Below are 18,071 nucleotides of genomic sequence, written 5' to 3'. Positions count from 1 at the left end.
TTCCAGCATTACCAACAGCTGACGGAGTTCAGAGATCCAGGACAGCAAGTCCGCCGCCGCTTGACGCCGGAGAACACGCTTGTCTTCGTAGTGTCGGCGCCTGGCGTCCGAGAAGGCGGCAATGAATCCCCTCACGGCATTCCCGCCGAGTCTCACTGTCGTGTCCGTCATGATCGCGCCGTTTCTGCTTGAGCTCATCTAATCAGAGGGGGCAGACATCGGCCGGTACGGTCTGCGCGGCACGTTTCAAACGGAGTGCTTCCGCTCCGGCTCTCCTGTGCTCCTCGGGTCTACTGCCATTCCGGCACGCCGGAGTGCCACGGATGCTTAGGCGGCAGTCCAACTCGCGGGTCACTAGCAAGGCTTCGGTACTCCGTCGGGAGAAGCACCGGTGCCTCATGTGCACTTCCGCCGAGGAGGTCCCACCGGTTCTCGTAGCGGCTCCAAACAGGAGCTAACACCCGCGCTCTCTCCACTGTGGCATTGCGTTTCCCCAACTCTGCGGACGGGTCGGTGAGCCAATTCATATGCGAGATCCACGCAGCCGCTGCGACATGGTCGCGCGGCACGACGAACGCGCGCGGTGACATCACCAGGTTGTCGAGGAGCATCACGAGCACAAACCATTCCCGGTCGGAAATCGAGGGCAGCTGAGCGTTAGGTCCCAGAGGCCAACTGACCTTATCGCCGAGACCACGCGCAGCCTTTACCTGGACCTCGATCATCCGACGATCGCCTCCCGTTTGCACGGCGAGTATGTCCGTCCGCTCCAGACCATCACGCGTAAGCGCGACGCCCCAGCCAAGGAGAGAAAGCGCTGCACACGTCCAATGCTCACCGGCGGACTTGCTCATTTTGGTATCTACCATGCTGGTCAGCATGGCAAGGTTCGCAGATCGAATACGACATGGCCGATCAAAAGCGGATGCCAGCAATAGGCGGACTCGAAATCAGGCCGCGTATTTGGCCAACGTCAAAGCGCAACACACATCAGCCATCAGCCATCAGCCATCAGCCATCAGCCATCAGCCATCAGCCATCAGCCATCAGCCATCAGCCATCAGCCAAGTGTTACCAAGGTCATGACTCGATACAGCTAGGCTCCGCTCACGGCGAAGACACAGTTGCCGCTCGGTCAAGCACCCTGTGGGAGCACAATCCCTTGCCCTTGATCGCCCCCGCCCGGCTCCCGAGATATGTTGCTTATTCGAGAAGAGTTCGGCTATTCCGCGCCGGGAGCGATCGACTGGATTACTTCATTGAAGAAGCCGCGCGCACTGTCGCCATCTGGGCCCTCGTGCAGTCTCCGCTCGAGAACCTCGGCCAGCCAAGCTGGCCCGTGGCCGCTGACCATGGGTACCAGATCCTCCATCTCGCCGACTGGAAGCAAGTGGATATGAATAGCGCCGAGCCCGTCAAGGAGGCGGGACGCAGCGAGGTACGCGTCGCCCTTCGGAACGCCCGTAAGGCCGGTGTTCTTCACACGATCCCACCCGTTCTCGATCTTGAGGGCCTCGCGTACTGGCGCGAGGGACTTCGTCGTCACCTCAGTCACCGCCTCGAATGCCTTAGCCACAGCCTCCTTCATTCCTATCACTGAGGGGGTTCGGGCTTTCGCGGTTAGCGCCCCAGAAAGTATCCGCCAGTCGGGCTCGAAATCCAACGGATTGCCTCCCGCGCTCTTGACCAGTCGGGAGAGAGTTGGCCAGTCGTTCAAAACGTCGAAGTCGCCGACCACCGCGACTGGCACGCTCGCGGCGCGCAGCGACTCGACGGCAACATGCATTCGGCTCTTCCCGCCACAGCTCGTGAACAGAATGTCCGCGCGACGCGTATCGACTTCAGTCGCGCTCAGTGTGTCTCGGATCGAAGCAAAAAATTTGCAATCCGCGTCCGATTCACAAACAACAACGGCATCAGTGAACAGTCCTTCAAGCAAATTGGAGTAGCGGAGGAGCGGGTCACTCCAAAGTTTTCGAACGGCATCGTTATCCAGAACTGCGGCCTCGTTGGTGTTCCCTTGCCGTCGCAGCCGGACAACGGTGGTGTTCGCGGAACCCTCAAGTACTCCGTGGACGACATCGGAGCTGTGGGTGCTCAAAAAAATCGTCCGTAGTGACTCGGACGTATCCTCGGACAAAAGCTTGCCCAAGAACCTTGCCTGTGGCGGGTGCAAAAAGGCCTCCGGCTCGTCCACGAGAGAGATCGATTGATGGCCCGTCATCAGGTTGAGCAGCAACCCCATCATCGAGCGCATCCCGTCGCCCTGAGTGTGCAGCAGCGGCAGCTCCCTGAGCTCCTCCAGGTACTTTTGGTCTGGTCTCGAGCTGTTGGGCGGGGCTAATTCCCCGACACGAAGTGCCCAGCTTGAGCCGCCGGCCCAAGTGTCGAGTATCAGACCCTTGTCGAAAGCCTCTCGGCAGATTCCATTGAGCCGGACCTCGAGATCCTGGCGCATGTAAAGGCGGTGCAGCGGATGACTCGGATTCTTCTCATACAAATTGAGCGCGCCAACGGGGCGACTTGCATTCAATCGACTCTCGGTGTCCGCGTGCTGGAGAAAGTAACCGCCGACGTGGTGTTGATTACTTCCACTCCAAAGGGCGAGCAGTTGACTCAGAGGCATCTCCGACTTGCCGACAGATACTCGGTCATCGGATCCGGGCGCCCGAATTATTGCTTTGTCTTTTTCGAACGTCTCCAAGAGATCGGACTTCGATCCCACGTAGGACACATCGGAAGCTGTGACAACAACCCCATCCCTTGATTTTGAGGTTGCCTGCCTGGCGATGTCTCGCAGGGCCTGACTTTTTCCTGCGTTGTTCGGGCCGACTAGGAGAACGACACCTTGCTCTGGAAGCGCCACCGTAGTTCCGTCGCTGATCGTTATCGATCGAATTACAGAGGTCGCATCCATGTCGGCAAGGCTATCGGAACAATTTTCATCTGCATTCGTTCATCGAGTTTGCCGGATCAACATTCCGCCGTCCCTTCTATAGAAGCCGTTCGGCGCCACAGTGCAGCATTCCTGGACCGTGTCGGGGTGAACTTCCGAACTGGCAAACAGCCGGTTACCCTCACGTTCAGAGCAATGGTCCTTTCTGAATGGTTGAGGCGGACTTGCGTTCTCAACTAAACCACCGACATCGCGACTGGAGGGCCACGTACCACTCACCGAAGAACAGAAGGCTGCCCGAGCAGAAAAGCGCCGCATGACCAACGCACTCAAGGAAGAGGCTCGCGCTCATCGCGACGAAGCCAAGCGCCGCGAATGGCGCGAGAAGGGCATGTACCTAACTCGCGAACAAGCCGCTGCAGGCGAGCCGTGCCGCGGCTGCGGGCTACCCGTGATCGATAACCTTGGCGACTGGCCGGGGACGATGTATCTCACGGACGAGCAACGCGTGATCTACGACTCAGACCAAGCGCTCTACCGTCGGATGCACTCGACCTGCGACGCGCACCGCTGGAGCATGGCAGGCTCGCGGGCTACGCACTGCGGTTATTGCTGTCCGCCGCTCCCGTTGTCTCCCGAGCAGAACGAGAGCATCCAGCGAATCCTCGCTGGATTGGTGCGACGGGAGGAAGAACTCGATAACTGGGAGCGCACGCTGACGTGCGGACACATGGTCGAGCAGAGCGTCCACCACACCAATCGAGAGCCGAGCTTCGCGACACAATGGTGCCCGAAGTGCGAGATCACGCGCGGAGTCGTTTCCTCAGCGAAGAGCATTGATGCTGCTGCCCGCATCGCCGTGGCCAGGGGGATGCGCGACGAAAACATCGTCCGCGCCGAGCGCGAACTGAAGAAGGCAGAGCGGGCTGCTGCGGAGGCGAGCAAAAGACTCGCTGAGCTAAAGGCGGCACAGAGAAACTCGTAAACGGGGCGGTACGGCGCGGAAAAACTGCCGCCACTCTGCATCGGAGCTAGGGGCGCTCAGCGGCTGGGTCAATGCTCGACTCTTTCTATCTCGACGTCTGACCCCCTCGGCCTAAGATTGCAGCTGTGACCATCGCTGCAGAACTCGTCGACGATGCCTCATTCCGTCCCGCCGAGTCCATCGATTCCGACGTACCGCCCTCCCCCGGCCTCTACGCCATTCGACTCCGCATCGGGTCAACGTTGCCAGAACCATTCGAGTCACTACTCGGCGAACGCTCGTCGCGCTTGATTTATATAGGGAAGGCAACGTCGCTCAAGGACCGGATGCTCCGAAACGAACTCCGAGGTCGTGGGCACGGCACCTTCTTCCGCAGCATCGGAGCCGTTCTGGGGTTCCGCCCGCGGGCCGGTTCGCTCGCGAACAAGGTGAACAAGTACAACTTCAGCTTCGAGAAGCCTGACCGGGACTCCATCGTTCATTGGATCAACGTCAACCTCGAGGTGAGCTGGCGGGCGTTGCCGAGTAGCGTCGTGCCGGCCACCGAGACTTTGCTGATTCTTCACCACACGCCGTTGCTCAATCTGGACGGCAATCCTTTGGCACTGGTCGAACTTGACGATCTACGTGTGCTGTGCCGTCAGATTGCCTGGGCGGCCGCTGACTTGGTGTAACGCGACTGATGCTCGACGAGCCCTGCGGGGCGAAAGATCGAAGGTTCCTGGTGCAGCCACACCAACTGATGGAACGCGGCCTAGGCTCAGGTATGACCCCTGATGATTGGCGCTCTCTCCTCTCCGGCTTCGTGCTTCCTCTGGTTTCAATACTGCTCGGAGCGGGGGCGGCTTGGTACACCGTCCGCAAGAACGCGGAGATGGACAAGACTCGCTCTGCCATTGATGCCTCCCGTGTTTCGTTGGAGGCTAGTCGACTTACACACGACACGAAGACGGCGGATCGTGATGTCAAGCTACCGATCTACCTTGGATTGCTCGATTCGGTAGCGAAAGCAGCCAAGCAGGCCGCCGATCAAGTGGAAGCGAATCGTGCGGCCGGGCTAACTAGCTTCAGCATCTACTACGTCGACTACAACTCAGCAGCTGGCCGCGTGCGCTTGCTAGTTCGCGACGAAAATCGTGAGCGACTCAACGAGATCCTCTATGCGTTTCATACGAGTCACTATGAAACAACCTTGGCTACGTCAATAGATCTCTCTGACCTACTCAGCCTCGACCTCCTCGGAATTTGTCAAGGTGAATGAGGCCAGCGTGAGTTTAGGCGGCTAGTTTCCGTTCGGCCTCCACGACGGCTGGTTCGGCTGGTTGGTTGATCCAGGCTGGCCCGGGTAGGGCGAGGATCTTCGGTGGGGCACTGCTGCTGAAGCGTTCCGGGTTCTGTGCTCGGGCGGCGGCGAGGACCTTGCCGCGTTCGATGGCGCGGCCGGCGGCGAGGCCGTAGTGAACGTCGGCGGGCGTGTTCAACCCGATGCCGGTGTGGTGGTGGGTGTGGTTGTAGCCCTCGACGAATCGGTTCATGAAGAGGCGTGCTTCGCCGAGAGTGCCGAAGCGTTCCGGGAACACCGGGGCGAACTTCAGCGTCTTGAACCACGCCTCGGAGTACGGGTTGTCGTTGCTCACCCGGGGCCGTGAATGCGACTTCGTGACCTCCAAATCCGAGAGCAACGCGGCCACGGTCTTCGATGTCATCGACGTGCCGCGGTCGGCGTGAACAACGTGGGGAACGCCGTGGATGCCGAAGGTTTCCTTCATCATCTCCACTGCGAGCTCGCCGGATTCTGAGGCGTGAACGTAGGCGCCGACGATGTAGCGGGAGTAGATATCGATCATCACGTAGCAGTCGAAGTAGCGGCCTTTGACGGGCCCGGCGAGCTTGGTGATGTCCCACGAGTAGACCTGGCCGGGCCCGGTCGCGACCAGTTCCGGATCGCCCGGGCAGGGTGGCGGGCCAGACGGCGGCGTTCCTTGACGAGCTTGTTCGTCGCCAACACCCGGTAAATCGTGGAGATCGACGCCAGATACACGCCCTGATCCAGCAGGCGGGCATAGATCTGGATCGGCGCCAGATCCACCAGCTCGGGCGATAGAACCAACGTCAGGATCTGGGCTCGCTCGGCCTCGCTGAGCTTGTTCACTGGCACCGCCGAGACCCGCCGTGTCGGGGTTTGGACCGGTGTTCGCGTTGCGGTGGCCCGAGATACTCCGGCCAGCCGGGCCGCGGTGCGGGTCGGGACGTTTGCGGCGGTGAGGTCGCGGTAGGCGGCCATCAGGATTTCGTGTGCGGGGGTTCGTCCCGCGAGCTCTTGGACAACTGCTCCAAGAGCTCGTGTGCTTTTCCCATGATCGTCAGCGCTACTTCCGTGGTCGCCAACCGCTGCTCAGCCTGCGACAGTTGCCGGCGCAACTTCGCGATCTCGGCTTGCTCCGCGCTCAACCGGCCGATCTTCTCGCCCGGCTGTTTACCCTCAAGAACGCCCGCGTCGCGGAGCTTTCGCCACTCCGTGATCTGCGAGGAATAGATGCCCTGCTCGCGCAAATACGCGCCGCCCTCGTTACGGGTGATGGCATCGTCATAGGCGGCTAGATGCTCAAGCTTCTGCGCGGGCGTGTAGGACCGGCGGGGCGTGGGACCGCCGGACCTTGGGCCGGGACTTCGGTTACTCATGGAACTATCGTCGCGCACGACGATCAACGATGGGCTGGACATGATCGGGGACTTCCTGGTTCTCGCCCTACATCAAACGGCGGACTTGCTCTGAGCTACTGGCCTCACCCAACCCTGACACGTAGGGCCTCGGCAAAAGCTTTGGACAGCGCGACGAAAGGTCCAATGAGGCGAATGATTCTGGTACTACTTCTGAAGAAGCACACCACTCACTAGTTGGGGAAAGCTAGCTCTCACAGCCGAGAGTTCTTTACTCCGGGGAGAGTGACGGCGCCAGATCTCCCAATGGCCGGAATGACTCCTCGTTGGCGTGCTCGTCTCAGCCCTTGTCGCCCTGGTTGATTTCTATCTGGTAGTCGTCAAGGCGGGCGTCGTCAGCCTCGCGCTGCGTGTTGGCGGCGGCGACGATCGCATCCCATCCGCCCGGCGGCTCGGGCGCAGGCCCCTCAGTTCCCAAAATGGACCTGGGAACATCCGCGATATGGCCCATCGCTACACGCGTCCACGACCTTAACCCTTCCGCATCGTCCCAGCCATCGCCCGTCCCGCCAATCCAATACGGCGTGATGATACAGAGGCCCCGGAGCCGATAGCCGGAAGTCCGGAGCCCCTCGGCACACTTCACGATTTCTCTCATTGGTCGCGGCGGATGCTTCCCGAGCGCGGAGTGCACGTCGTCGTCTCGTCCCCAACCCACAGTCAACAGGTTGTGAACCAAGTCGCGTCTGTAACTGTGCCACTTTCGCGTCGTTTCAATCAAGGACACGGCGATCTCCCGAAGCTCCTTGGGCACTCTCGGCGAGACAAACGCTTCGTGGAGCCCCGGCAGAAGCCGCCCGAACATCTCGGGGCGCCTACCTCTCACAAGTTCAGCAGTTCGCAGTGTGTTCCACATCACTCGCGCCTCGTGCTCGGCGAAGCTGTCACTGATGACAATGTCACCCATGAAGTAGTTGAGCCGAAACTCTTCAGGTATCTCGTTAAGCGTTGGCATTTCACAACGGTATCGGCAGCGCCGCGAGCTTGCGACCGCCGGCTCGTTCAGAACATACGCAGACCAGGCTGCGTCGCCAGGCCTGCATCATGAACTGAAAAGCGGGATGCGGCAGCATGGGCACGCCCAGTGAGGACGCTCGGGGCAACTGCCGCTTTGCAGGTGGACAGACAGTGAAGACAGCGTGGTGCAGCAATCGATTCAGGTCCATGCCCCATGTTCAGGGACGACCGCGTTCTTGGTTCGGGTCGATCGAGAAACACGAGGCCACCACCGCCTATCAGGCGCCCAGGCTGCTCCCCCCAGGAAAGTCGGTACAGTCATGCCATGACGATCGAACACACGCCACGACCCGAAATGGCGCTTGTGCTCAAGGATGCGAGAGCCGGCGCACGCGAACGCGGCCTCCCAGTCCTAAGCGCCAGTTTCGGTACCGAACCGACCGTTATTTTCGTCAGTGCTCAGGTGGGACTCGGCGAAGCGCTGGATGTTGCAAGAGCGATGAACGCGCCGTTCCTTTCTATCGACGCGACGGAGTTCAGTTTCGAGGACTTCATCTCAGAGGTGAGCGAAGAAAACGAAAGTGCGGCACTTGAGCCCGAGGTCAAGGACTACAAGAAATATGACGGCGAGCTCGACGGCGTGTACGTTCGTTGGGTCGCTGCCGGCGAAAGCTTCCTCTATATGGCTACTCCTGAGTGGAGCGATCGAATAGGTGAGCTGCAGGGCCAGCAAGAGGAACGGGATCGGGAGAACCGGTCCAGAGACGTTGCCGCGATGTGGGCCAGACGGAGGGAACTCGCTGAAGAGATAGAGGCACTCCCCGCAGTTCGCGGTATAGGCACTCGCGGCCGCAAGGCCCTAGCAACGCGTCTCGCCGGCGGCCTGCTCAAGGAAGACGATGACCCTGGGCTCGTGCTGGGCGCGGTTCGCGACGCCGTCGAGCTAGCGGGCGTGAAGGCCATCGGTGCATACGCTGAGATCGAGTCGGATTTAGGCGTCGTCGCACGAAATCTCATCGAGACAGATGGCTGGCAGAGCGTCTGGCGCACCCCAGATCGGATCGCTGCAGCAAAGGCATTTCTGCTCAGCAGCACTAACGGGTACGCCCCGACCGCTGCCCTCTCGGAACAACTTCGCAGACTCGCCGAAGACGAAGCGCGGCTCAAGCCAAGAATGCCCCCGCGGTATCTCCGGCTTGGGACCAACACTCAACCCTCGTCGTGAGACCGCCTGGATCTCACTATCGCGGAACCTCTCGAACTAATTGAGAGCGCTCGATTCATCGACGCCCTGCAAACCGGGCCGTGGCATGGGACGCACTCTGAATTCCTGTGAGCCCGTTAAGCAGTCTCGTGCGCTGACCCGACGTAATCCTTCCAACTCTGGAAGTCGTGTGCGGCAGGCGGCTCTTCATCGACAAGCTCGTGCCGCGACGTTCGGATGCAATCTCGCACATCCTGACGCACCCAGGACTCGGCTGCAGACGAGATTTCCGGGGTCCCCGCTCTGACCCACATTGCTTCGAAGATCGCTCGAAGCGTGGCACGATTGTCGGCGGTCAAACTCACGGCTTTCTCCCGCGGCAGTAACTTGGCGATGCCGTTGAGTACATCAGCGGTCGTGCGCACTGGGAAGTACGTCGTGTCCAGGAAGATGGGGAAGCTCTTCGGCTCCTTCCGGGCACCTGTCCTATTGACGTCGTTTGTGTCCCAGATGACATTGACGTCGAGGCTTGCATCGTTGATGACGGTTATCTCACGGACCTCAATACCAGGACAATGGCTGTAGGCCAGAATCTGAGGTGCCGCTAGGTGACTTTTCTGGTCGGTGTCTCGATAGAAACGTGGGTGATTCGCGTTGCAGCCTGCAATACTGTGCTCAGCGTCACAGGCGGGATCAACGGCGAAAAGCCAATCCATCGCTTGTCCAGGCACGATGGCTCGGGACGAAAAGGCTGCCAGGGGGTCTGCTTCCAGTGGGCGGCAGCGTATCTTGGCTTGTGCTCGGCCCTCAAAGCCCGTCCATCCTGGCAAAGGCAGGAGGCCAACCAGTCCGCGTCGTTTCCCCGCTCCGAAACAGACCAATCACCCCAGCCACAATTGCAGCTGGCTTTCGCAGAGGAAGCCACGTCCTGCCCCAAATGCCTGTGATGATTGCTTCGTTGAGAACCGGATCCTTGTTATCGGTTAGCGCCGCCAGCTCTGCGTTGACGTAGCGTTCCCAGGCGCGATAGGAAACACGATGTGTTTGGCAAGCGCGGGCGCCCCGGAGGCAGTAGATCAGTTCCGGTGTTTGTGTCATCGCGGCTATGCCCTTCGTTTGATAACCCGAGTGTAAGAGCGACCTCCGACAATGCACGAACACCGCAAGTACGTGAACTTCTTGCAAGCAGCCTGCGGGACCACCCAATCGTTGGTCTCGGTGCATTCGCAAATCGGCGTTGTTCTACAGAGACATGAGCGTACGTGGTGATTCATTCCTAGGGAGTCGCCGGCCCGCGGCACACTACCGACTCCATTGACACGCTAGGACGTCGGCCATCCGTTCGCTGGCTCGGCGATACTTTAGATGGCTGTGCAGCGAGGTCGCTGCCTACCATGCGGTTATTCGCCGACGTGAAGGATCAGCTACCCTGCGTCAGACAGATAGATCGATGCGTGCAGGTCCATGTCGGTGATCGCGAAGAGCCTGAGGCGCATGTTCCCGAGCTCACCGGACCATGCTCGGCAGCCTTCGTCCCCACCGCGCTCCTCATGAAGGCCGAGGAATTCTGCCCAGTCGATGCAAAGTCGTTCAGCGCCTAAGTCGCCCTGTCCACCGGGGTGGGCTCCCTCGAATTCGGTCTCGTCTTCGGCACTGATGGTCCACGAGAGCGGCGACAGGCCTGCCGCTTTGCCGCGGCAGTCGAAGACTCCCGTAACGGCGTCCGCGATGGCGCGACCGAGTTCGTCCTGGTCATCAAAGCTGAGCTTCGTCATCTACTTCACCAGCTCGCTCGCTAGGTGCTCGATCACTGCTTCATCGATAACCTCGAGTGCCAGCAGTCCGCCCGCGAAGTCGTCGTATGCGGCTTCCAGCTCGTCAGGACCGACAGCTAGTGTCCGGCCATCGAGCTGGGCCGCGAACGTCAGGTATTCGACATTGGTGGCGGCCGCGACAAGCAGCATCGCTGCCTCATCGATGAGGTCGAAATTGGTTCGACATAACGCCAGGGCCCAGGCTGCCTCGTTGGCCACGCCGCCACGGGCTGCAACCATGTCGTCTCGATAGCCGTCTCCTTGGTTCACCACGTCATCTCGCCAGGACTCGAGCCATGGCACGACGATCGGTTCATCGCCCTCATCTTCGATCAGGTCGACTGCTAGATCCATGCACGGGCCGGCCAATGCGATCCGCGCGTTTGTCTGAGCATTCGCTGCCCACCCCGGATCGATGACTTCGCACCAACCGGAAGGACTGAGACCTACAGAACCAAAGGTCACGCCGAAATGCAGGTGCGCGATGGCATGCGCGGCGCCATGTCGAGCTGCGCTGAGGTCGAGCTCACCACCGGTTGCTTCGGGTTCGGTTCGGGTGTTCATGACTCCTCGTTTTCCTTGGTAGCCATGAGCGTAGACGACGTCTGACGGTCGCTAACACCGCGTCTGAGGGGCGCTAACAGCGCCCCGTCTCAGCTACTTGACGGTTTGGACAGTATCAAAAGGTCCGCAACCAAAGGCCCTCAGCTGTCCAAACCGTCAAGTCGATTTTCGAAGACTTTTGCGGCGCTGACGCCAGCTGCGAGATAGTTCCCCACGTGTGAGATCTTGCGGTTTACGCGACGTGTGGAATTACCAACTCGCTCCCAAACGCCGAGGCTGACTGGGATAGGAGCGCCTCCGTCATTCGAAAATTTTGACCGGCGCCAATGCTCTCCGTGGCGATACGGGGCCGCACCAAGACACGAGATGAGTGAGCCGTCCTCAATAAACGTGCCAGAAATTGCATTCATTTTGCGTGCCCGGCGGCGCGAAAAGTGAACGATTGCTCTTCCGACAGTCCATAAATTCAGGCCGAGCGTCGTCTCGGACTGCTCACCGAGCTCCCTGAAAATTGCTTGAAGTTTTTTCTGCAGCCGGTCGAATCTGTCCATTTCTTCCGATTCGAGCACTCTGTTGCTGCATTAGGCGCACATGGATGGGTGTCATGAGGTCACGTCGCGCTTTGACCCGGTGTGCCCGTGGCGGCGGCAAGCATGTCGTATGTGAGCTCTTGGATCATGGTCACGGGCGTTGATATGTACATGGCGTTGTGGCTTCCGTAAACGATCCTGTCGTGCGCGACATACTTTGAATCCACCGCGATTACCTCCGCGCTCCACCGCATGCCGACTTCGGGAGGATCGCTCACGGCAACCGTCAATGGAGCGCCGTTGAACTGGTCGCCGTAGCCGGCCGCGGCGAATCTGGTCACGGTAACCATCGGTCTCGTTGTGCTCGGTTCTACTATTACGGCTACGAGCACGCGGGCGCCGGAACTCGTGGTGAGAACCCAAACTCCGCTGCGGTCAAGGGTCACTCGGTCGACCTGAGAGTCCGGCGCCTCGTCGCGAGCTTTTGAGGCAGCCTCGGTGTCGCTGGAGCGATCGTCGTAGAGGGTCTCCTGCGGGGTGAGGTCTGCGAGCGACATTGGCCCGGAAGCAGGTCCGTTCTCTTCCCAGCTGCGCTGCCTCTTCTCGAGCAACCCGGCCACTAGTGAGTCAACCATCGTGTCGATGTCGTCGGGCACCTCGAACTGCACGGCCACCATGCCAAGCGGGACGCCGGTGAAAACGACGGCGAACGCTGCGCGCGGCACGGTGGATTCAGAGGAGAGGAAGAGTGTCGCGTCAGCGACCTCGAATTCGTCTGCGGGCAGTCGGTGCTTGACGCGACGCATGACGGCGCGCGCTGTTGAGAGTGGGTCGGGCTGATTGCCTTCGTCTGACAAGTTCATAGCGCTTCCCTCTCGTTCAGTCCGATGTCTCGTGGACGGGGTGTTCGGTGGACTCAGCGCACGGGGCTTTCGCCGCCTCGGGCCAGGTATTCAAGTTCGAGGGTGTGGACATCGAGAATGGCTTGGCTGATAGCCGATCGGGAACCGCCTTGGTCCAGGATCACGACACGGGTCTTGAAGTTGGCGTGGCCGGTTGCATACCTTACGTGCTCGTCGATGTGCTGGTGGTAGTGGCCGCCGAGGTGAAGCTTGGGTTGCACCTGGAGGAAGCCGCGGTGGAACATGGCGCGTCCTGCTGCCGAGTACTCGAGGCCGGCGGTTGGCCAGTACCTGTCCGTCGCTGCCAGGTTCGCATCCAGGGTTGGTATATGAAGCGGAGCATCGTGGCCGAGAAGGATATCTGCGTGGTCATGTCCGAGTGCAACTAGGTCTGCCTCGGTGATTGATTCTTCCGCCCAGATGGAGCGTCCCAGGACACGGTGGCCGATATCTATGGAGTTGGCGCCCCCGAGTGCGGCAAGGGTGGCACCGCTCGCGAGGACGGTTCTGTAGCCGCGTGGGATGTGGACGATATTGGGCCTGATCCAACGGAGACCGTCGTCGGCGAGCGGAAACCGGTAAAGCAGGTCGAAGCTCTCGTGATTGCCGTCCACGAAGGCGATCGTTTGGGACATGGAGGCCAACCGCCGACTGAGCTTGTCCACATCGATGCCCCAGTTGTGTCCCGGCCACAAGAACCCAAAATCACCAAGCACGACCAGGCGCCCAATGCCCCTGTTCGCCATTGTTCGGGCGACGACCAGAACGTGCTGCAGGTCTCCGTGGACGTCGCCCAGAAAGCCGATACGGGTTGCGGTGGATAACGGTCCTCGCCTGGCTGCCTCAGTCATCGCCGGGTACCCGGACCGCCCAGTCGAGGGGAACAGCGATTGTCCCGCTGGAGTGCGGCTCAGCCATTCTTACGATGGTCATGCTCTCAACCTAAGGCGAGCCTCCGACTCGGCCGCGTTCAGATCCAGTCAGTGTCGATGAGTCGGTTTTTCATGGTCAGCAGTTCCGGCAGCTTGTCCGCGCGGTCCGGCAACAGGGTGCCGGTCTGGAGCTGGCGCAGCTGCCTCCCCAGCCATCGGGCAAGCGCGAACTCGCTCGGGTCTGCCGCGTTGAGGTATGGCAGCTGGCCGGTCGCCGTCACGTGGCGAGTGCAGGAATCGAAGTGCTGTTGCCAGCTCTGATGGTGGGGGTCCCAGGCGAAGGCCGGTGAGATATCGAGCCTGATTTCTTGGTATCGGCTCAGACCGTCTTCGAATCGTCGCTGATAGCGGGCCCACTCCCCCAGCCGTCTCTCGGCCGCTGGCAGACTGGCACGGTTGCGGGTGTTCTCTCGCGGAGTCCGCCCAGTTTCACGCCAGAACTCTTCGTAGGCGCCCAACGCTCGGACCCAGTTCATCGCTCGGCTGCTACGAAGACCAGCGGGGTCATCGCCGCCGGCACCGGCTTGGTCCGCTTCAGCGTAGGAGGCTGATCGCGGGTCGAGGTGATCTTCGAGTCGCCATAGTGCGGCGGCCCTGGCAGAAAGAAACTCGTGGCTGGTTGTGCCGGTCATTGGTCGCCCATCGTGGCCACCGGGGTGGCGGCCTCGACGAAGTCATGCGCGGGACCACGGGACAAGGCCTCACGACTCGCGATCTCTCGAGGCCTTGTCGATGAGTCGGCGGCAAATAGGCCCTCTGGCCAATACGGACAGACTCGAGCTGTTGGCGTCGTCCCATTCCAGATCAGGCAGAATCAGCGCTTCTGCAGCAACGCGTACCACCTTGTTGACCAGCTACTCACTCAGCCGCTCCAGGTGATCATTGCCGGACGCAAAGGCAACACCGGACAAACGAATCTGGGATGAAGCTCTGGGAGCTCGCTCCCAACCCTGTTGACCTGCTCGTGATCGAGGGTGCCGGTCACTACGAAATGTACGACGAGCCCGTTTACGTCGATCAAGCTGTCGAACGCCTCACGGCCTTCTACCGCGACCACCTTTGAGCTTGAGCATCGACGTGAGCACACAGCAAGGGAACGGCGACGGCCTGATCGACTACTTGTCTCATACGGACGATTTAATGATCGCGACGACGCTCAAGACCGGCGGGGAGATCGGCACCGAGATCTGGGCGGTTGTCGTCGACGGCGCCGGGTATATCCGCAATGGGTTCGGCCAAACGTCGAAGTGGTACCGGCGCGTCCAACGCTCCCACCAGGCGGCCTTCATCAACGGTGACCGCCGCTACCCTGTCACGATAGAAGACGTCGACGACGAGGCCACGATCAACGCCGTCGACGCGGCCTACGGAAAGAAATACCGCGGACCTGGCGTCAGTGCGGTCCTCTCATCGGGCACCCGCCGCTACACGATGAGGGTCGTCCCCGATGCCGGCCCGAACCAGATGCCATGATTACGGTGTCGGCGCTCATTATGTGAGAAGGCGATCTTCGACGTCTCGTATCCCATGGGATATGAGGCGCATGAGTTGCGAGACATCCAGCAGCCGGGCCTGGCGGCGGCATGCTGTGCGAGGCGCAGTGAAACTCAAAGCACCCGGCCGGACATTCACTGGAGAACGCGCTTTGATTCGGAGGGTTAGAGTTCCAGCAGCGGAGACGTGAAGGACTTCTGCGTCCGGACCTTTGCCGTTGACAACGGCGACCATATGAGGGGGAAAAATGAAGAAAGGATTCAGAGCGGCTGTCGCGCTTGGGTGCGCACTCGTTCTATCTGGATGCAGCTCAGCGATACCAACCGTTGATGGCACCGATCCCGTACCTGACGAGGCGTCTACGGTCGCTTCAGGAATAGTCCGCCCGCAGGGCGAGCCATACGCAGTTGAAGGTCTTGTGGGGGTCGAAGAAGGATGTGTTGTCATCATCGATCCTGATTCGGAGACGTCACGCCTTGCTGTGTGGCCAGTTGGCACCCAGCTGACAGAACCACGGTCCAACATCGTGAAGTTAGCAAACGGCGAGGTAAGTATTGGTGAGTTGATCGAGCCGTCTCGCGGTTACATCGTGACAAGTGAAGAGGTGAAAGCTCTGTTGCTCGTGGAGGGCAACTCGCTAAGCGGCTGGAACGAATGCGAATCCGTCGGCGATGAGGTTGTCATTCTGTCTTACGTGAAGGACTTTGCTCAGCAGGAGTAAATCCTCTATCGCAACCCGAAGAGACGGGATCACCGCAGCAAGCCGCGATCCGCATCGCACTGTCGCATATCCCATGGGAAATGAGGCACCTGGGTTGTGAGACACATTCGGACTCGCCGGTATTGGGCAGGTAAAACGCAAGAGGAGACATCTGGCGGCCACGCTCTGGTGGCCTTGAATCAGATCCCTCGAGCAGCGTGAGCTAGCTTAAACATATGACGAAAGGGTGGGTCTGGCCCGGGCCCCTTGGAGTGGACACCTCACAAGAGAGAATGTTCACTATTGCAAGATCACGTCGGGAGTTCACTCCTGAGTACAAAGACGAGGCCGTGAAGCTGGTTCTGACCACCGGCAGAGCGGTCGCGACCGCTGCCCGCGGGCGATTTTTTCCCGCGGGCAGCGCAGGGGAGGCTCTCTGATCAGTTTGTCGGCGCTGGGGTTGCGTCGTCGGCGGTTTCTCCGTCGTTCGTGCCGTCCTCGATTCCGTTGTCGTCGGCTGTCTCTTGGTCGGGTTCACCCGCGCCCTGGTCGTCTGCTGTTTCAGGGTCGTTATCGGGGGTCCCGTTGTCGTCCGAAGATTCCTGGTCCGTATTGACAGCGGTTGCCGGCGTGGAAACGGATGACTCGGTTGGGTTGGCCGCTTGAGCGGGCAGGCTTACCGCGACACCTGCGACGACTGCGAGGAGTAGCGCTGTCGCGCCGACTCCGGATCCGACGAGTATGTGCTTCTTTGTACGCATGTTCTGTCTTCCGCTTCTGTGGGGGTTGGTCCACACGGAAAGCGTCGCTGATGCCTTATAAGAAGCCACTCAGGATCCGAACCGTAGCTATTCCCATTGGATTCTCAGAGCCTTCTTAGTGGTCGGTGGGGAGTGTGTATGTATGCGCGTACTCAGATTGTTTTCGGTGAGGTGGACCATTGTGGTGCTGATCGAGATCATTCTGGTGGTGTGTCTCGGTTTGGTCATCGTTGGTTCAGCAGGCTGGGCCGCAGCAGAGTCGCAGATCGTGGTGGGGGTAAATGCGGCCCACGCGCCGGTTCTGGATTCTGTCGCTTTGGGCGTAAATGTCTTGTTCGGTCCGGTGGGTGCTGTGTGTGTGGGTTTCTCCTGGTTGTGTGGACGGGTGTCGTTGACCGGGCATGGGTTGCCGGTGTGCGGACAATTTTGCTGTTGGGGGTGCCGTGGGTTCTGGCGGACGTGGTGAAGGTCATCGTTCAGCGGCTTCGACCGGACGCGGGTTTGATGCAGCATCCGGTTGCTGTGGACCCGACGACATACAGTTACCCGAGCGGCCATACCGCTTTTGCTGCGGCTCTTGCGACGACCGTGGTCGTGTTGGTGGCGAGGCGATTGGATCGCTGCGGTCGCGGCGGGGTCGGTGATCGTAGCGGTGACCGCGTGGTCACGGGTGTATCTCGGGGTGCATTACCCCACGGATGTGGTCGCCTCGATTCTGCTTGTGCCCGTGATCGTCGTGGCTGTGTATGAGGTGACCGGTCGGATGCACTTGTTCACCCGTCGGCGGCCAGGGACGCAGGGGTCCTCTGAGGTGGTGGTCACAGTGGAGAAGGGCGAGCCGCGGTTGGAGTCGCGTTTGGCTGACGAGGGCGTGACAGTGGTATCGGTAGGCAACGTTGAGTGAGGAGGTGGGTGATGTCTGAGAAGCGACCGCGGTTGCTGCTGGCAGAGGACGACCCCTCGCTGGGGCCGATCATGGCGCGTGTGCTGGATGAGGTGTACGAGGTGACGTTGACGCCGGACGGTGCAGACGCACTGTCGTCTGCAGCAGATGGTTCTTACGATGTGATGATCGTTGACCGGCGCCTGCCCACCATGGACGGCATCTCGATCGTGGAAACGCTCCGCAAGGCGGGCACGACGACGCCGATTCTGATCCTCACCGCACTGGGTACCGTCCAAGACAAGGTGCGGGGCTTGGACGCTGGTGCGAACGACTATCTTGTGAAGCCGTTCGAGTTCGACGAGCTATTCGCACGACTAAGGGCGATCCGCAGGGTGGCCGCGGGCGAGGGGCCGTTCGTGCGGATCGGGGCGTTGGAGTTCTATCCCGAGTCACGTGCCGTCTACTCTCCTTACGATGGCCGGGTGATCCTCACAGAGCGCGAATGCGATTTGTTGAAGCTGTTGGCGGTACACCCTGAACGCACGTTCACCCGCGACGACATACTTCGCGCAGTTTTTTCCGCTGATGATACGCCCGGCACGGTCGATACCTACGTGCACTATCTGCGCCGCAAAACAGAGCCAGACATCGTCACCACTGTCCGCGGCCGCGGCTATCGGCTGGGGATGCTGTGACGACGCGCGCCGCGCCGCTAGACGCTGATG

Annotated in this window: 18 protein-coding genes and 2 pseudogenes; 9 read left to right on the top strand and 11 right to left on the bottom strand. The window is 60.4% G+C overall.

What is annotated here, in order from left to right:
• Positions 1-1,222: 1,222 nt before the first annotated feature.
• Positions 1,223-2,917, bottom strand: coding sequence for an ATP-dependent endonuclease (locus tag KY500_RS04070; RefSeq protein ID WP_219902438.1), 1,695 nt, complete (start codon positions 2,915-2,917; stop codon positions 1,223-1,225).
• Between the two features lie 295 nt (positions 2,918-3,212).
• Between KY500_RS04070 and KY500_RS04065 the strand changes: the two genes are divergently transcribed.
• From KY500_RS04065 to KY500_RS04055, 3 genes are all read left to right on the top strand, one after another.
• The gene (locus KY500_RS04065) at positions 3,213-3,881 is read left to right on the top strand and encodes a hypothetical protein (protein WP_219902437.1); all 669 of its coding nucleotides are present in this window, start codon (positions 3,213-3,215) and stop codon (positions 3,879-3,881) included.
• Positions 3,882-4,006: 125 nt separating this feature from the next.
• The gene (locus KY500_RS04060; protein WP_219902436.1) at positions 4,007-4,555 is read left to right on the top strand and encodes a GIY-YIG nuclease family protein; all 549 of its coding nucleotides are present in this window, start codon (positions 4,007-4,009) and stop codon (positions 4,553-4,555) included.
• A gap of 92 nt (positions 4,556-4,647) precedes the next feature.
• Positions 4,648-5,142, top strand: coding sequence for a hypothetical protein (locus KY500_RS04055; RefSeq protein WP_219902435.1), 495 nt, complete (start codon positions 4,648-4,650; stop codon positions 5,140-5,142).
• A 13-nt stretch (positions 5,143-5,155) separates the two neighbouring features.
• Here KY500_RS04055 and KY500_RS04050 read toward each other — a convergent pair.
• Together KY500_RS04050 and KY500_RS04045 are read right to left on the bottom strand one after the other, a co-directional pair.
• Positions 5,156-6,563 (bottom strand): annotated as a pseudogene (locus KY500_RS04050) (IS3 family transposase).
• A gap of 319 nt (positions 6,564-6,882) precedes the next feature.
• The gene (locus KY500_RS04045) at positions 6,883-7,557 is read right to left on the bottom strand and encodes a hypothetical protein (RefSeq protein WP_219902434.1); all 675 of its coding nucleotides are present in this window, start codon (positions 7,555-7,557) and stop codon (positions 6,883-6,885) included.
• Positions 7,558-7,884: 327 nt separating this feature from the next.
• Between KY500_RS04045 and KY500_RS04040 the strand changes: the two genes are divergently transcribed.
• A complete protein-coding gene (locus KY500_RS04040; RefSeq protein WP_219902433.1) occupies positions 7,885-8,784 on the top strand; it encodes a hypothetical protein in 900 nt (299 codons plus the stop codon).
• Between the two features lie 116 nt (positions 8,785-8,900).
• Here the strand turns inward: KY500_RS04040 and KY500_RS04035 are convergent, their stop codons facing one another.
• The 7 genes from KY500_RS04035 to KY500_RS04005 form a co-directional block, all read right to left on the bottom strand.
• A complete protein-coding gene (locus KY500_RS04035; protein ID WP_219902432.1) occupies positions 8,901-9,479 on the bottom strand; it encodes a hypothetical protein in 579 nt (192 codons plus the stop codon).
• A 708-nt stretch (positions 9,480-10,187) separates the two neighbouring features.
• Positions 10,188-10,538: a hypothetical protein gene (locus KY500_RS04030; RefSeq protein ID WP_219902431.1), complete on the bottom strand. Its 351-nt coding sequence runs from the start codon at positions 10,536-10,538 to the stop codon at positions 10,188-10,190.
• Positions 10,539-11,141: a hypothetical protein gene (locus KY500_RS04025; protein ID WP_219902430.1), complete on the bottom strand. Its 603-nt coding sequence runs from the start codon at positions 11,139-11,141 to the stop codon at positions 10,539-10,541.
• 140 nt (positions 11,142-11,281) lie between these two features.
• Positions 11,282-11,692 carry a hypothetical protein gene (locus tag KY500_RS04020; RefSeq protein ID WP_219902429.1) on the bottom strand — a complete coding sequence of 137 codons (411 nt, stop codon included), beginning with the start codon at positions 11,690-11,692 and terminating at the stop codon, positions 11,282-11,284.
• A gap of 59 nt (positions 11,693-11,751) precedes the next feature.
• Positions 11,752-12,396, bottom strand: coding sequence for a hypothetical protein (locus KY500_RS04015; RefSeq protein ID WP_219902428.1), 645 nt, complete (start codon positions 12,394-12,396; stop codon positions 11,752-11,754).
• A gap of 191 nt (positions 12,397-12,587) precedes the next feature.
• Positions 12,588-13,424, bottom strand: coding sequence for a metallophosphoesterase (locus KY500_RS04010; protein ID WP_219902427.1), 837 nt, complete (start codon positions 13,422-13,424; stop codon positions 12,588-12,590).
• Between the two features lie 119 nt (positions 13,425-13,543).
• A complete protein-coding gene (locus KY500_RS04005) occupies positions 13,544-14,137 on the bottom strand; it encodes a helicase associated domain-containing protein (RefSeq protein ID WP_219902426.1) in 594 nt (197 codons plus the stop codon).
• A gap of 290 nt (positions 14,138-14,427) precedes the next feature.
• On the opposite strand from KY500_RS04005, the gene KY500_RS04000 reads away from it, so the two are divergent.
• The 3 genes from KY500_RS04000 to KY500_RS03990 all read left to right on the top strand — a co-directional run bounded on the left by KY500_RS04000 (position 14,428) and on the right by KY500_RS03990 (position 15,720).
• The gene (locus tag KY500_RS04000) at positions 14,428-14,568 is read left to right on the top strand and encodes a hypothetical protein (protein WP_219902425.1); all 141 of its coding nucleotides are present in this window, start codon (positions 14,428-14,430) and stop codon (positions 14,566-14,568) included.
• A 2-nt stretch (positions 14,569-14,570) separates the two neighbouring features.
• Complete coding sequence (locus KY500_RS03995) at positions 14,571-14,978, top strand: DUF2255 family protein (protein WP_219902424.1); 408 nt, start codon at positions 14,571-14,573, stop codon at positions 14,976-14,978.
• Positions 14,979-15,246: 268 nt separating this feature from the next.
• A complete protein-coding gene (locus KY500_RS03990; protein ID WP_219902423.1) occupies positions 15,247-15,720 on the top strand; it encodes a YgdI/YgdR family lipoprotein in 474 nt (157 codons plus the stop codon).
• 419 nt (positions 15,721-16,139) lie between these two features.
• Here KY500_RS03990 and KY500_RS03985 read toward each other — a convergent pair whose 3' ends face one another.
• Positions 16,140-16,460: a hypothetical protein gene (locus tag KY500_RS03985; RefSeq protein WP_219902422.1), complete on the bottom strand. Its 321-nt coding sequence runs from the start codon at positions 16,458-16,460 to the stop codon at positions 16,140-16,142.
• A 138-nt stretch (positions 16,461-16,598) separates the two neighbouring features.
• Here KY500_RS03985 and KY500_RS19715 point away from each other — a divergent pair.
• Positions 16,599-17,364 (top strand): annotated as a pseudogene (locus tag KY500_RS19715) (phosphatase PAP2 family protein).
• 11 nt (positions 17,365-17,375) lie between these two features.
• A complete protein-coding gene (locus tag KY500_RS03975; RefSeq protein ID WP_219902420.1) occupies positions 17,376-18,041 on the top strand; it encodes a response regulator transcription factor in 666 nt (221 codons plus the stop codon).
• The last annotated feature ends 30 nt before the right edge of the window (positions 18,042-18,071 follow it).

The organism is Cryobacterium sp. PAMC25264 (assembly GCF_019443325.1).
GTDB lineage: Bacteria > Actinomycetota > Actinomycetes > Actinomycetales > Microbacteriaceae > Cryobacterium.
This window is presented reverse-complemented; position numbering and strand designations above follow the sequence as displayed.